The 15,372-nt window shown below is 39.2% G+C and carries 10 protein-coding genes and 2 pseudogenes; 4 read left to right on the top strand and 8 right to left on the bottom strand.

All coding sequences use genetic code 11. The features are described from left to right. Window positions 1–2: 2 nt before the first annotated feature. The 4 genes and pseudogenes from glyA to ADJ67_03975 form a co-directional block, all read right to left on the bottom strand. Complete coding sequence (gene glyA, locus ADJ67_03990; protein AKT46896.1) at window positions 3–1,244, bottom strand: serine hydroxymethyltransferase; 1,242 nt, start codon at window positions 1,242–1,244, stop codon at window positions 3–5. Next, window positions 1,237–2,438: pseudogene (locus tag ADJ67_03985) on the bottom strand (hypothetical protein). Before ADJ67_03985 ends, glyA begins: the two are co-directional and overlap by 8 nt. Before the next feature lie 49 nt (window positions 2,439–2,487). Beyond that, a complete protein-coding gene (locus tag ADJ67_03980; protein AKT47664.1) occupies window positions 2,488–3,354 on the bottom strand; it encodes a hypothetical protein in 867 nt (288 codons plus the stop codon). An 83-nt stretch (window positions 3,355–3,437) separates the two neighbouring features. Beyond that, window positions 3,438–6,128 (bottom strand): valyl-tRNA synthetase, encoded by a 2,691-nt coding sequence (locus ADJ67_03975; protein AKT46895.1) that lies wholly within the window; start codon window positions 6,126–6,128, stop codon window positions 3,438–3,440. Window positions 6,129–6,761: 633 nt separating this feature from the next. Between ADJ67_03975 and ADJ67_03970 the strand changes: the two are divergent. The 4 genes and pseudogenes from ADJ67_03970 (at window position 6,762) to ADJ67_03955 (ending at window position 10,155) form a co-directional block, all read left to right on the top strand. Then, a pseudogene (locus ADJ67_03970) lies at window positions 6,762–7,145 on the top strand (hypothetical protein). 1 nt (window position 7,146) lies between these two features. Then, entirely contained in the window at window positions 7,147–7,608 is a 462-nt protein-coding gene (locus tag ADJ67_03965; GenBank protein ID AKT46894.1) for a hypothetical protein, read from the top strand. Beyond that, a complete protein-coding gene (locus ADJ67_03960; protein ID AKT46893.1) occupies window positions 7,595–8,980 on the top strand; it encodes an alginate regulatory protein in 1,386 nt (461 codons plus the stop codon). Before ADJ67_03965 ends, ADJ67_03960 begins: the two co-directional genes overlap by 14 nt. Before the next feature lie 11 nt (window positions 8,981–8,991). Continuing rightward, the gene (locus ADJ67_03955; protein AKT46892.1) at window positions 8,992–10,155 is read left to right on the top strand and encodes a DHHW domain protein; all 1,164 of its coding nucleotides are present in this window, start codon (window positions 8,992–8,994) and stop codon (window positions 10,153–10,155) included. Window positions 10,156–10,187: 32 nt separating this feature from the next. On the opposite strand, the gene ADJ67_03950 is transcribed toward ADJ67_03955, so the two are convergent. The 4 genes from ADJ67_03950 to ADJ67_03935 are packed head-to-tail and all read right to left on the bottom strand — an operon-like array spanning window position 10,188 to window position 15,287. Further along, window positions 10,188–11,339 carry an isocitrate dehydrogenase gene (locus ADJ67_03950; GenBank protein ID AKT46891.1) on the bottom strand — a complete coding sequence of 384 codons (1,152 nt, stop codon included), beginning with the start codon at window positions 11,337–11,339 and terminating at the stop codon, window positions 10,188–10,190. Between the two features lie 4 nt (window positions 11,340–11,343). Beyond that, window positions 11,344–13,290 carry an aconitate hydratase gene (locus tag ADJ67_03945; GenBank protein AKT46890.1) on the bottom strand — a complete coding sequence of 649 codons (1,947 nt, stop codon included), beginning with the start codon at window positions 13,288–13,290 and terminating at the stop codon, window positions 11,344–11,346. Beyond that, window positions 13,259–13,933, bottom strand: a complete 675-nt coding sequence (locus ADJ67_03940) for a hypothetical protein (GenBank protein AKT46889.1) — start codon at window positions 13,931–13,933, stop codon at window positions 13,259–13,261. Before ADJ67_03940 ends, ADJ67_03945 begins: the two co-directional genes overlap by 32 nt. After that, window positions 13,920–15,287 carry a 2-isopropylmalate synthase gene (locus ADJ67_03935; protein AKT46888.1) on the bottom strand — a complete coding sequence of 456 codons (1,368 nt, stop codon included), beginning with the start codon at window positions 15,285–15,287 and terminating at the stop codon, window positions 13,920–13,922. The genes ADJ67_03940 and ADJ67_03935 overlap by 14 nt, the downstream gene beginning before the upstream one ends. Window positions 15,288–15,372: the final 85 nt, after the last annotated feature.

The following is a 15,372-nucleotide window of genomic DNA, read 5'->3' as shown; positions in this document are numbered from 1 at the left end:
TGTTACTCCTGAATCATTTCTTTAACTATTTTATCTATCTTACGTGCAACCTCACGGAAGTCCTCTTCCTTATATCCGCGAGATGTCATAGGTGCAGTACCTACACGCACACCACTAGCTTCCTGTGGTGGTCGCTTATCCCCTGGCACGCAGTTCTTGTTTAGGGTAATATGATTTTCGTCTAGTCTATCCTGAAGATCCTTTCCGCTAAATGGCATATCCGAAAGATCTATGAGGAATACATGATTTTCTGTGCCGCCTGTAACCACCTTGTATCCAAGCTTGATGAACTCATCAGCAAAAGCTGCACAGTTTAGAACAACCTGGTGCTGGTATTCCTTAAACTCTGGTGTCAAAGCTTCCTCAGCACAAACTGCCTTAGCTGCAATTATATGCTCTAGTGGTCCGCCCTGAGCATATGGGAATACAGCGCTATCAACCTTCTTGGCAAACTCAGGTTTACAGAAGATAAGTCCTCCACGTGGTCCTCTTAGCGTCTTATGAGTTGTTGTAGTTACAATATCAGCATGTCCAAACGGAGTGTCATGCTCGCCTGCTGCTACAAGTCCTGCAATGTGAGCCATATCTACCATGAAATATGCACCTACAGACTTTGCTATATCTGCAAAAGCCTTAAAATCAATCCTTCTTGCATACGCAGATGCACCTGCGAGAATCATCTTAGGCTTAAACTCTTCAGCCTTCTTGCGTACGTCATCCATATCGATGATTCCGTTTTCATCAACATCGTAGAAAACGACATTGTAAAGCTTACCACTGAAGTTTACAGATGCACCGTGAGTTAGGTGTCCGCCATTGTCAAGTGACATAGCAAGTACTGTGTCTCCTGGTGAAACGAGTACCTTATATGATGAGAAATTTGCCTGAGATCCGCTATGTGGCTGTACGTTAACGTGATAGTCTGTATTGAATACTTCACGCCACTTGTCACAGCAGTATTCCTCTAGTTCATCTACGAACTTTGTTCCACCGTAGTATCTACCTTTGTTTCCGCTTGTTCTCTCGTATGGATATCCCTCAGCATACTTCCAAGATAGGCAGCTTCCACAAGCTGCTAGAACTGCTTCAGAACAGTAGTTTTCTGATGCGATGAGCTCAATGTTATCTCTTTGGCGCTCATACTCTCCTTTGATTAACTCAGCCACCTTAGGCGATGTTTTAGCTATGAACTCAAAGTTGTCTATGTTATATCTATTGCTATCGTTTCCAAATTTATCAAACATTTCTTTTGTTCCTCCTGCTATTATAGCGATTTATAAACTTAAAAATAACTGTTATGAACACTATGCCAAGCCCTATTGCTAAAGCTATTGCGACTGCTGTCATTCCATTTATCCTAGCATTTACATAGTCCTCTGTAACTATGCCGTACATGCTTAGATATAGGTTTCTGCCTGGTATCAAAGGTATGGCAGCCGCAGTCAAAAATATCGTAGCTGGCGCTCTATTAACTCTAGCCATTATCTCTGCATAAAGTGCAACAAAAACTGCTGCAACAAAGTTTGCTATGAAATAGCTTTCGGTAAACTGATATCCTAAAAGGTAGATTCCCCAGCTTATTATTCCGCCTATTCCTGCATATGCTACCTGCTTTCCTCTCATGTTAAGAAGCATTGCGAATCCGACAGAACCGACTAAGGCAGCTAGAAGTTGTATAATCATAAAAATCTGCCTCCCAAGATAATCGAAAGTGCAAAGCCTGAAGCTATAGAAATAGCTATCATCACTGAGTTAAGAAGTCTCAGTGTACCAGTAGCAATATCGCCAGTTAGCATATCCCTAATTGAATTAGTCATAGCAATTCCTGGAATCAAAATCATTATGCCTGCAATCATTATGATATTCACATTGGAGCCTATTCGCGTAAGTACAAGTGCAAATGCCGATACTCCTGATATAAAAGATACTGCAAAGCTGCTGACAAAGAGGTTCTTTTCCTTCTTAAACACGATATTATTTAGGAGAGAAATTATAACTCCTATTATTGCCGAGGAAATCACATCTCTAAAACTACCACTGAAAAATACAGCAAAGCCAGCACTAACTAAAATACTAGCAAATATATTTCTTCCAAGGCCTCCTGAAGGTCTACTCATGACTTTCTCAAGCTCTACGTAAATTTGATCTACTGGATATTTCTCCCTGCAAATCTTTCTAGACAAATCATTTAGATAGTCAAGTCTATCAAAGTTAACTCCGTAATCATAAACTCGTCTTATCTGAGTACAGATTTTCCCTTGCGGAGTAATCATAGTCACCTGCATGTTAGAGGTAATTATAAATACATTGACCTTGTAGCAATCGTAGCTTTGGCACAGTCTTATAATGCTGTCTTCTACTCTGCTTACCTCTGCACCAGCAATAAGCATCTGTTCACCTATCTCAAGAATTGCTTGCAAGAGCTTGTCGTAATCTATATCTTGTGCAGGCTGTACATCAACTTTTTCTTTGATTGAATTATCCATTCTACTTATTACCCATATCCTCTTCAGCTGTCATTATTCTCAGCTTCTTATGAAGAATGCTAAATGTGAGTGGAAGCTTTTGACCATGCTCTCCATCTATATCCGTAGGTATGTCAATGTCTGATTCTATCTTTAGGTACGATGTCTTAAAGTGTAGAACCTTTCTGCTAAGGCTATGCTTGCCCTGCAGAATCTTCATAAATACCTTTGGCATTTCGAAAACATTCATAGGTCTAAAGAGAATTACATCAAGAAGTCCGTCATTGATTTCGGAAGTAGGCGAAATCATTTTAAATCCACCTGCAGATTTTCCGTTCATTACAACCATGAAGTACATCTTCTCATCATAAACCTTATTATCGGTTGTGAGCTTAACCTTAATCGGCTTTAGATCTGTAAGTTCTGAGATTCCCTTTAGGTAGTAAGCTAATACACCTATTGAGTTTTTTAGAACTGGATCTGTCTTTTGGCTTACATCAACAACCTGTCCCATAGCAGCTACATTGATGAAGTATCTTCCGTTTACTACACCAACATCCGCATATGTTGACTTGCCACCAAGTGTAATGTCTAGCATCTTATCTATATTGCTAGGTATCTCAAAGTAGTAAGCAAAGTCATTTGCTGTACCAGCCGGAAGGATTCCTAGCGGAAGGTCAATTTCGTTATTTATCATCGCATTGACGCAAATGTTTATAGTTCCATCTCCGCCAGCTACAAGAACCTGACAATACTCTTCTAGGTAAGTCTCCTTGTTCATACTCTCAAAGAAATTTGTAAGGCTGTTGTCAGCTGCTCTAATAGGAATAACTAGCTTGCCGTCAGCCTGGTACCTTGCGATTATCTTATCAAGATTATTCTTGAACATTCCATTACCGGAGCGATGATTGTAAAACAGAATTACTTTATTCTTAATTGGCACTTAAAGCACCCCCTCACTGTAATTTATAATTACTTTAATTTGCTCATAACTATCTCTAGATTTGACTTAACCTTTGCAAGCTGCTGCTCATAATCAGCTAGCTTTGCCTTCTCAGCATCTATTAGTGCTGCTGGCGCCTTAGCCACAAAGCCTTCGTTTGATAGCTTTGATGAAGCTCTCTTAACCTCGCCCTCTAGCCTCTTTACTTCTTTCTTAAGTCTCTCAGCCTCAACGTTATAGTCAATCAAGTCAGCCATAGGTATCAGAATCTCTACACCTGTAATAATTGCACTCATTGCATCACTTGGTGCTTCAGCCTTGTTTGAAACAAATGCAATCTCAGTTATGTTGGCAAGCTCTTTGATGTATCTTTCGCAAGACTTTATGTTCTCAAGTGCTTCACCTTCAGCAACCATAACAGCTGTAAGCTTACGACTAGGGGCTGCCTCTACCTCGGCTCTTACATTTCTGATTGCCTTAATAGCTTCCATTGCAAGCTCTACTCTTGTAGTTGCTTCTTCGTACTTAGGCTCATCTTCACTAGGCCAAGGGGCACTAATTAGCATTGATTTTCCTTCAGAGTCACATTCTCCATCTGTATGTGGCAAATATCCCCAAATTTCCTCTGTAATAAATGGCATAAATGGATGAAGAAGCTTGAGCATGTCCTTCATTGCCTTAACCAGTACTGCTCTTACAAGCATCTTGTCAGCTTCGTCATCAGCCCATAGCCTTCTCTTAACAAGCTCTATATACCAGTCACAGTATTCACTCCAAATTAGGTCATATACTCTCTGGCCAGCTAGCGCAAGATCAAATCTATCAAAAGCATTGTTCACATAAGCAGTAGCTTCTACGAGCTTATCTAGTATCCACTTGTCTTCATCCTTTAGCTCAACTTTTTCTAGATCAGCCATAGGCAGGAAATTACCTTCATCATCTTTAATATTCATGATAACAAAGCGAGATGCGTTCCAAAGCTTATTAGCAAAGTTTCTTGCTGCCTCGATCTTGTCGTCCTTAAATCTCATATCATTACCTGGTGTTATACCGGTTGAAAGCATGAATCTTAGGGCATCTGCACCATACTCATCAATCTTCTCTAGCGGATCGATTCCGTTACCTAGTGACTTACTCATCTTGCGGCCTTCAGCATCTCTAACAAGTCCATGGATGTAAACATACTTGAATGGACTATTTCCCATAGCTTCGCATGCTGAGAACACCATTCTGATAACCCAGAAGAATATTATGTCGTATCCCGTTACAAGAACGCTTGTTGGATAGAAGGTCTTTATATCCTCTGTTTCATCAGGCCATCCAAGTGTTGAGAAAGGCCAAAGCGCAGATGAGAACCATGTATCAAGTACATCCTCATCCTGTACTAGATTATTGCTTCCGCACTTAGGGCAGCTGCAAACATCATCTTCGCTAACTACAATTTCTCCGCATTCCTGACAGTACCATGCAGGTATTCTATGACCCCACCATAGCTGTCTTGATATACACCAGTCTCTGATTCCCTCTAGCCAGTGCATATAAATCTTATCGAATCTATCTGGTACTAGGTTTAGCTCACCGCTCTTTAGAATATCGATGGCTGGTTTTGCTAGTTCATCCATCTTGACGAACCACTGATCTGATAGCATAGGCTCTATAGGCGTATGACATCTGTAGCATTCTCCTACCGGAATCTTTATATCTTCAGTCTTAACAAGGAAGCCTGCCTCATCTAGATCCTTAACCCACTGCTTTCTGCACTCATATCTATCCATGCCAGCATACTTGCCTGCAGTCTCAGTCATGCAAGCCTTACTGTCCATACATTCAATGATTTCTAGATTAGCACGCTCTCCAACCTCAAAGTCATTAGGGTCATGAGCTGGTGTAATCTTAACTGCACCAGTTCCTTTTTCTGGATCTGGATATGGATCTGCGATGATAGGAATTTCTCTGTTTACAAGCGGTAATAGAACCTTCTGTCCTATAACATCCTTGTATCTTTCGTCTTCTGGGTTTACTGCAATTGCAACATCGCCAAACATTGTCTCTGGTCTTGATGTAGCTACTGTAATATCCATTCCGCCCTCATTTGCTGCAGGGTAACGGAAATACCAATACTTGCCGTCTCTATCAACATGCTCAACTTCTGCGTCGGAAAGCGATGTTCCGCACTGAGGACACCAGTTGATGAGTCTATGTCCACGATAGATCATCCCTTTGTTATATAGCTCAACGAAGAAGTGTTTAACAGCCTTATTACATCCATCATCCATTGTAAAGCGTTCTCTTGACCAGTCACATGAATCACCTAGCCTACGACATTGCTGAGTAATGCGTCCACCGTACTCTTCCTTCCATGCCCATGCGCGCTTTAGGAACTCTTCTCTGCCTAGTTCTTCCTTCTCCTTGTGTTCTTCCTCGCGAATCTTGTTCACAACTTTAACCTCAGTAGCAATGCTAGCGTGGTCAGAACCAGGAAGCCAAAGAGTATTAAACCCCTGCATTCGCTTATATCTAATCAAAACATCCTGAAGCGTATGATCAAGTGCATGCCCCATATGTAGCTGTCCAGTAATATTTGGTGGTGGCATAACTATAGTGAACGACTCCTTGCTCTTGTCCTCACTTGGTTTAAATGCACCACTATTTTCCCACATATCGTAGATGCGCTTTTCAAACGATTTTGGGTCGTAAGTTTTCGATAAATTATGTTCCATATATTTAGAAATCCTTTCGTAAAATAAAGATTAAAATAGCTACAAAAATACATATATAATAATACAGCAAAAAGCTCATTTCTTCAAGCATATTTAAGCATTTTCAAGCACTTTTAGCTTCATGAAAAACTGAATATTTTATCAACTAATTTATATCAAATTAACATTGATTTTATATCTCATTTTGATATGATATATTATGTATAATAATGAAAAAATCGAATGGAAATGGTGTAATAAATGAACAATAGATCAACCAGAAATAAGTTAAATTTGCGAGCTATTATCGTACTACTCGCAGTTCTAATACTAGCCTTCATGTTTGTTTTTAATCTTTTAAAAACAAATCGCAATGCAAAAATATCTAAAGAAAAGGTCAAGGCAAACATCACAAAGGTTTCTAAGTTTAACTTTTCTACTGTTGTAGATGTTGAAGCTGAGCTTCAGAAAATGAAAGAAGCCGAAAACGGTGGCTCAGAGGACGGCAAGAACTATAGAACAATTTTTGCAAACTGTGCAATTGTCGGAGACTCTATCACAGAAGGGCTCACCGTTTATGGTTTCCTTGGCGAAGAGCAAGTTTTCTCTGCTGTCGGTGGTGCAGTTAGCAAGGATGAGGCAATGTTTGATAAAGCTGCTGCAACCTACCCTAAGGCTGCTTTCTTCTCGTATGGAATGAATGACATGGGTAACTTTAATGGAGATGCAGATAGTTTCATAGAGCAATATTCTAATCTTATAAATAAATTTAAGAAAAAATCACCTAAGACAAAGATTTTTGTTAACGGCATCAGCACTCCTGATGAATCTGCAATAAGTGCAAATAAAGTTCTAGGTAATTACAAGAATTTTAATAATAAGATCAAAGCCATGTGTAAGAAGCTTAAGGTTACATATATCGATACAGCTCACATTTTAGTAGATGATCCATCGCTTTACGCTGGTGACGGCATACATGTTCAGCCTGCCTATTATGTTATTTGGCTTGATTTGATGCAGAAGAAAGCAGGTCTATAAAGTGAAGAAGAAATTAATCTTTCTGCTCATTTTAGTTGCTTTCCTTGGAATCGCCTATAGAATTCAAAGTGCTAAGGATGTTCCGGTTGAATCTATAGAGAAATCTATGGCAAAAGAATTGAAATCGCAGAAACTTAACAAGTGCGTCGATCAGGATTTAGTCCATTTTATTGAGATAGATCCGTCTAGCACTAAAGGATATATTTATTATAAAAGCCCTGAGGCCCTCAGCGTCGACGAACTTTTGATTGTAAAAGCAAGTGATAGAAACAAGCTAAATAACTTCAGAGATAGCGTCGATAAGAGGATTCAGTCACAGCTAAAGATTTTTGAGGGCTATGGTCCTAAGCAGGTAGCTGCTCTAAAGAACGCTTTAATCATCCAAAAAGGCACATATTTACTGTATTATGTCGGTGATGATGGACAAAAGATAGAGGAGGTATTCAGAAATGCTGTTCAGTAGCATCTTCTTTCTGTTCACATTCTTACCAGTTTTATTAATTCTATACTTCGCTGTGCCTTTTAAGTACAAGAACTACGTTCTACTTGCTGCCAGCTTGCTTTTTTATGCTTGGGGCGAGCCAATATACGTATTTTTGATGATATTCAGCATTGTCTTTAATTGGGCGATGGCGCTTGATATAGAGAAGGAACGAATAATTGGCAAAAAAGTAACTTTGATATTCACTGTTGTTGTAAATCTGTTAATCCTCTCCTTCTTCAAATACTATGGTTTTGCACTTGACAGCGTAAATGCTTTACTAGGCACAAACATCTCCTACACAGCATTGCCGCTTCCTATAGGTATATCATTTTATACCTTCCAGGCAATGTCGTACATAATAGATGTTTACAGAGGTGATACAGAACCTCAGAAAAGTCCGCTAAAGTTTGGGCTATATTTATCGCTCTTTCCTCAGCTTATCGCAGGTCCTATTGTAAAATATAAGGACATTGCGGCTGAACTAGATAACAGGGAGATTTCACCAGAGCTAATCGGTGAAGGAAGTGCAAGATTTATAATTGGACTTGGAAAAAAAGTAATAGTTGCAAACAATATGGGTGCTCTACATACTTTGATTTTGTCGGATGGATCAAATGCATCGGTTCTCACCTACTGGCTAGGAGCTATTGCTTATACTTTACAGATCTACTTTGATTTCAGTGGATATTCGGATATGGCAATAGGCCTCGGCAAGGTCTTCGGCTTCAATTTTATGGAGAACTTCAACTACCCATACATATCTAAATCTGTTACTGAGTTTTGGCGTAGATGGCATATATCACTCAGCACTTGGTTTAAGGAATACCTGTATATTCCACTAGGTGGTAACCGAGTAAATGCTAAAAGGCATATAATCAATCTTCTCGTAGTATGGACGCTTACTGGACTTTGGCACGGAGCAAGCTGGAACTTTGTCGTTTGGGGATTATACTATGGAGTTTTCCTGATAGCCGAGAAATACTTTTTTGCAGAGCGTATGGAGAAGCTACCCAGTGTCCTTCAGCATATAATTACTATGTTGATAGTTATAATAGCTTGGGTATTTTTCTTTAGTGATGACCTAGCAAGCGCTATGCACTATATCGGTAACATGTTCTTTATAGGCAAGCTACCATTTGCAAACATGCAGTTCCTATACCTACTAAAGTCAAATTTGATTTTGATGGTTATTGCCTGCGTACTATCTCATCCAAAACCTTACAAGATGTACACACTTCTCAGTAAGAGTAGCACAGCATTTTCGATTGCAAGTCTGCTGATTATATTTATGGTTTCGGTTTCATACCTGATATTCAGCACCTACAATCCTTTTTTATACTTTAGATTTTAGATGGAGGAAAGATGAATCATAAGACAGCGAAAATATTCGGATTTGTATTTCCAGCCATATTGATTGCGGTAATGTTTTTTAATATTTTCTTGCCAGACAAGAATTTTTCTGCTGAGGAAAATCGTCTGCTTCAAACCATGCCAAAGCCAAGTATTAGCAGCATTTTTAGCGGAAGATTTGAAACAAAGGCAGAATCATATGCTGCAGATCAGTTTATGCTAAGGAATATGTTTATCAAAATAAAATCATCTTTTGATACCAGTCTTGGTTCCACTGAATCAAACAATGTATTTATGTGCAAGGATAACTATTTGATGGAAAATATAAGCAAGGCTGACGCCAAAAAGATGGAGAATAATTATAACTCTCTTGCCAAACTCAAGCAGCTCTACCCTAACATAAATATGGATTTCATGCTCGTTCCAAATGCAGCAAATATAATGTCTGACAAACTTCCTCTGTTTGCAGTAACCGAGGACCAAAACAAACAGATGGATGATTTCTTCAAGAAGATACAGTCAATCGGAATTAACCCAGTAGATGTCAGAGCTACGTTCAAAAAGAATAAGGAAAAAATTGAGCTCTATTATCATACGGACCATCACTGGACAACGGATGGCGCATATCTAGCATATCAAGACTTTGCTAAGAAGAATAAACTGAATAGCAATATAAAGTATGATGCCCTAGCGGTCAAAAACGACTTCCGTGGAACACTAGCATCTAAGAGTGGCTTCACCAACGGACTTAACGATATGATAAAGATTTACCTTCCTAAAGAAGGTCAAAATTACAAGAACAGCGTTATCTTCTACTCTGATACAAAGGAGAAGACAACCGAGTTCTATAAGCTAAATAACCTCAAGAAGAAGGATACATATACAGTATTTGGTGGAAGCAACCACCCAATTTACTCAATTAAAACGCCTGTAAGCTCACAGCGAAAACTTCTTCTCATCAAAGACTCCTATGCCAATAGCTTCATCCCATTCCTATCGCAGGATTATAGGGAGATTATAGTCATAGACCCAAGATACTTCTTTGATGATATCAGCGAAATCATTAAAGCAAATGGCATAACAGACATACTTTTCTTGTATAACGCAAATACATTCTTTAATGACAATTCATTAGACATGATGATTAGCGCATCAAAGGATATAAGCACAAAATAGAAAATGCAGCAGACTAAATCTGCTGCATTTTTTTACATATTCTCAAGTACTATATCTGTAAACACACTTGCTTTGATTTCATCTGGTCTAACTCTAATAGCCTTCTCAAGTGCACTTCTTAGATGATCAGCTTTTTCAGTATAACCTATATGCGTAAGCATCATGCAAACTGCTGTAAAAATACTAGTAGGATTTGCATATTCAGCAATTCCCATCTCAATAAGAAATGGTGCCGAACCATGCACAGCTTCAAACATAGCATACTCACTTCCAATATTTGCTGATCCAGCCGTGCCTACTCCACCTTGAATTTGTGCAGCTTCATCAGTAATGATATCTCCGTATAGATTAGGCAAAATAAATACTTCAAAATCAGACCTTATGCTCATGTTTATTAGATTTGCGGCCATGATATCGATATACCAATCTTTAAGTTCAAGCTCGGGGTAATCAGCTCCAACTTCATGACACACTCTTGTGAACATACCATCAGTCTTTTTCATTATGTTTGCCTTAGTTACAATCGCAATCTTGCGCTTTCCAGCCTTTCTAGCAAAATCCATAGCTGCCTTTGCTATTCTTCTCGTTCCGGATTCCGTTGTAATCTTAAAATCTACAGCGAGCGAGGCATCCTCACCATTAATCAAGCATCCTTTACTTCCGAGTACATACTCTCCCTCAGTGTTTTCTCTAAAGAAGGTCCAATCGATTTTTTTCCCTTCGTCCTTAATCGGTCTTACATTTGCATAAAGATCTAGCTCTCTTCTGAGGGCAACATTGGCACTTTCAAGGCCATCACCCTTAGGAGTCGTTGTAGGACCCTTTAGGAATACATCACAAGTCTTGATTTCTTCTAGAACATCTTTTGGTACTGCCTCCCCTTTTTCCATACGATTCTCAATTGTAAGACCTTCAATTTTTTTAAGTTTTACTTCTCCGCGCTCAAGCTCACCTGCCAAAATCACCTTAAGTAGTCTTTCAGCTTCGCTAGTTATTATTGGCCCTATACCATCTCCATAGGCAATTCCAATTACAATAGCTTCATTATTTTTATATCTTGATTTACCAGGACTATCTATCCTTACAGCTCTCTGATATTGCTCTTCAAAAAGTTCTTTTAGGTGCTCGCAAGCTTTTTCTATTTCTAGCTTGATATCTTTATTAATACTATCATTCTTTGACATACATCTACCTCCTAGCTATGTATTTAAGAAGTCCACCGGCAAGCAGAATGTCCTTTTGTCTTTCTGTAAAATCACCAGAAAGTGTGTATTTCTTGCCAGTTCTTTCATCTATCAAAGAGAAGCATCCTGATTTAAGGCCATTCATTACACCTTTGAGGACTAGCTTATCACCTTGCTCAATTTCCTTGTAATCTTCCCTGTTTTCTAGGGTCAACGGCAGTATTCCAACATTAATCAAATTAGCCATATGAATTCTTGCAAAGCTCTTTGCTATTACTGCTCTAATACCAAGATAAAGGGGTACAAGGGCTGCATGCTCTCTTGATGATCCCTGTCCATAGTTTTCTCCTCCGAGAATAATTCCCTCGCCCGCCTTAATTGCTCTTTCAGGAAACTTCTTGTCACAGGTTTCAAAGCAGAATTTTGATAGATATGGAATATTTGACCTATAGGGTAAAATCTTTGATCCTGCAGGCATTATATGGTCGGTAGTTATATTATTCCCAAGCTTAATAACAAGCTCTGCCTCTATCTCATCACTAAGTGGTTTGCTAACTGGTAATGGCTTAATATTAGGGCCCCTGAGGATTTCAAAATTGAGCCTTTTTTCTTCTTCTAGTGGCGCAATAATTGAACTATCGTCAACCTTGAATTCATCTGGGACTACTACATTCATGTATGCTTTATATAAATTTGTATCATCTGCCATATCCATCGGATTTGTAATTACACCCTTTATTGCTGATATTGCAGCAGTTTCAGGTGATACAAGAAATACCTTGGCATCAGCAGTACCACTTCTTCCCTCAAAGTTACGGTTAAATGTTCTTAGGCTTATGCCTGATGAATTTGGTGAGAAGCCCATTCCTATACATGGACCACAGGCACATTCCAAAAGTCTTGCACCTGAAGCTAGTATATCAGTTAATGCACCAGATTCTGAAAGCTGCATGAGTACCTGCTTTGATCCTGGTGAAACGGACATGCTGACTCTACTGTCAACAGTTTTACCAGACAATATGCTAGATATCTTAAGCATATCAAATAGACTTGAATTTGTGCACGAGCCAACACAAACCTGATTAACTTCAGTTCCTGCTAGCTCCGAAACCTTCTTGATATTATCAGGGCTGTGAGGACATGCAATAAGTGGCTCTAACTTTGATAAATCAATATCTATAAGCTTATCATACCTAGCGTCTTCATCGCTTTTTAGGGGTCTAAATACATCCTCTCTTCCCTGTGCTTTCAGGAACTCTCTTGTTACTTCATCTGAAGGGAATATGGAAGTTGTGGCACCAAGCTCTGCTCCCATATTTGTTATGGTTGCTCTTTCTGGAACCGATAGTGTTTTGATGCCTTCTCCGCCCCATTCTATGATGGCACCTACTCCACCTTTAACAGTGAGAATTCTTAGTATTTCTAAGCTTATATCTTTTGCACTTACAAAAGGTCTGAGCTTTCCTGTGAGGTTGACCTTGTACATTTTAGGCATGGTGATATGATATGCACCTCCGCCCATGGCCACTGCGACATCCATACCTCCTGCACCCATTGCTAGCATTCCCATTCCTCCACAAGTTGGAGTATGGCTATCTGAACCAATCAAAGTCTTTCCTGGAACAGCAAATCGCTCGAGATGAACCTGATGGCAGATTCCGTTTCCTGGTCTAGAAAAATATAGTCCATATTTTGCTGCTGCTGACTGAATAAATCTGTGGTCATCTGCATTCTCAAAGCCCGACTGCAGTGTATTATGATCTATATATGCAATGGAAAGATCTGTTCTTACGCTTGGAATTTCCATTGTTTCAAACTCTAAATATGCCATGGTTCCTGTAGCATCCTGGGTCAAAGTTTGATCTATTCTTAGACCTATTTCCTCGCCACATTTCATTTCACCAGAAACTAGGTGTTCCTTAATTATCTTCTCTGCTATTGTCAGTCCCATCTGTTGCTCCTTTCATTATGCTATTATATGCATGGTCAACATGGAGAAGAAGTAGTTCCTCTACCTTTGATGCATTACCTTCTGAAAGCGCGGAAACTATGAGTTTATGCTCTCCTGTCGATTCTCTTATTCTCTTCTCATCCTTTAGCGATGCAAGTCTATACTTCAAAAGTTTATGGTGTACTTGAGATAGCACAGTCTCAAAAACGATGCTACCGCTTATCTGATACATTGCATCATGAAATTCCGTATCAAGTCGCATCACCTTCTCATAGTCGTCTTTACTGCTATAGAACTCCTGCTGATCCACTATATCCTTGAGCCTATTTAGCTCTTTTTCTGTCATATTTTCGGTGAGTGAAACTGCAATAAGTGGCTCGATTCTTTGCTTTATGATTATTAGATCCCTAAGATCCTTTGGCTGTATTCCTAGAATTATACTGCCGTTAACCGTGTCCTTTATGAGTCTATCCTGAGATAGTCTTGTCATAGCTTCTCTTACAGGAGTTCTGCTAACACCTAGCTTTTCGGCTAATTTTTTTTCGCTAACAAGCTCTCCATATTCAAATTCACCTCTTAGAATCGCGCTCTGCAAGGCCTCAAATACTTGATTAGCTAGCGAAACGCTCTTATACTCTATCATCTTCAAGCTCCTTTATCTTCTCTTCCAGCTCAACTGTAGAAATACTTATGGTTCTATTATCAGAATATATCTCATCTACCCAATCCTTTAGCTTGATAACTAGGGGATGGTCCTTATTAACAATATCATCACCAGTGAGTTTATAGTGCTGATTAATCCAGTAGGCAATGCCTGCAAGCCCTGAAGTCTTGCTTATTGTGACTCCCGGCTCTCTGCCAAGAATTTCTCTCGTATTGAAAATATTATATATTTCTTCATCCTTCATTAGACCGTCAGCATGTATTCCCGCTCTTGTTACATTGAAATTTTCTCCAACAAAAGGTGTCATTGGTGGAATATCATATTTCATCTCTGCTTTAAAATAATCAGCAATCTCTGTTATTGCATGAGGATCCATTCCGTCAAGAGAGCCCCTGAGACTTGCATATTCAAACACCATTGCTTCTAGGGGAATGTTACCGGTTCTCTCTCCTATTCCAAGCAATGAGCAGTTTACTGCCGAAGCTCCATACATCCACGCACATGAGGCATTTACAACGGCTTTATAGAAGTCATTATGTCCATGCCACTCAAGAAGGTCACTAGGCACATTGGAGTAATGTTGAAGTCCATATATCAAGCCTGGTACTGATCTTGGAAGAGCTACTCCTGGATATGGAACGCCGTATCCCATAGTATCACAGGCTCTAATTTTGACAGGAATTTCCGCCTCCTCAGATAGCTCCATTAGCCTATTTACAAAAGGTACTACAAATCCATAAAAGTCCGCTCTTGTTATATCCTCAAGATGGCACCTAGGTACAACTCCCGCATCAAAAGCATCCCTTATCGTTCCAATATAGTAATCTATGGCCTGAGCTCTGGTCATATTCATCTTCTTAAAGATATGATAATCACTACATGAAACTAAAATTCCTGTTTCTTTGATTCCCATGCTCTTAACAAGCTTAAAATCTTCTTTATTAGCTCTTATCCAAGTTGTAATCTCCGGGAACTTAAGGTCGAGACTCATGCATTTTTCCACAGCTTCTCTATCTTTCTTGGTGTAGATAAAGAACTCTGACTGTCTAATAAGCCCAAAAGGTCCACCTAGTTTATTTAGCAGCTTATACAAGTCAACAGTCTGATTAACTGTATACGGAGCCATGGATTGTTGTCCATCTCTAAAGGAAGTATCAGTAATCCAAATATCATCAGGCATGTTCATCGGTACTCTTCTGTGGTTAAACACAACCTTCGGCACCTGATCATAGCTGTACATATCTCTATATAAATTAGGGTTCTTAACATCCTGAAGTGAATATTTATAGTTTTTCTGCTCGAGCAGATTACTTTTTTTAGAAAGCTTTAACATAGTTTCTTCTCCATTTCGTCCGTAGTTTATTATACTTGTAGACCTGTATACAAGTATAATGCTATTTAAATTTGATGTCAAACGA

Source organism: Eubacterium sulci ATCC 35585 (assembly GCA_001189495.1).
GTDB lineage: Bacteria > Bacillota > Clostridia > Peptostreptococcales > Anaerovoracaceae > Eubacterium_B > Eubacterium_B sulci.
Note: the sequence above shows the minus strand (reverse complement) of the source record. Positions and strands in the feature narration are given on the sequence as shown.

What these genes read in the sequence shown, in the direction of transcription:
- glyA (AKT46896.1), bottom strand. Translation starts at nt 1,244, where the DNA reads ATGTTTGATAAATTTGGAAACGATAGCAATAGATATAACATAGACAAC.
- ADJ67_03980 (AKT47664.1), bottom strand. Translation starts at nt 3,354, where the DNA reads ATGTTCAAGAATAATCTTGATAAGATAATCGCAAGGTACCAGGCTGAC.
- ADJ67_03975 (AKT46895.1), bottom strand. Translation starts at nt 6,128, where the DNA reads ATGGAACATAATTTATCGAAAACTTACGACCCAAAATCGTTTGAAAAG.
- ADJ67_03960 (AKT46893.1), top strand. Translation starts at nt 7,595, where the DNA reads ATGCTGTTCAGTAGCATCTTCTTTCTGTTCACATTCTTACCAGTTTTA.
- ADJ67_03955 (AKT46892.1), top strand. Translation starts at nt 8,992, where the DNA reads ATGAATCATAAGACAGCGAAAATATTCGGATTTGTATTTCCAGCCATA.
- ADJ67_03950 (AKT46891.1), bottom strand. Translation starts at nt 11,339, where the DNA reads ATGTCAAAGAATGATAGTATTAATAAAGATATCAAGCTAGAAATAGAA.
- ADJ67_03945 (AKT46890.1), bottom strand. Translation starts at nt 13,290, where the DNA reads ATGGGACTGACAATAGCAGAGAAGATAATTAAGGAACACCTAGTTTCT.
- ADJ67_03940 (AKT46889.1), bottom strand. Translation starts at nt 13,933, where the DNA reads ATGATAGAGTATAAGAGCGTTTCGCTAGCTAATCAAGTATTTGAGGCC.
- ADJ67_03935 (AKT46888.1), bottom strand. Translation starts at nt 15,287, where the DNA reads ATGTTAAAGCTTTCTAAAAAAAGTAATCTGCTCGAGCAGAAAAACTAT.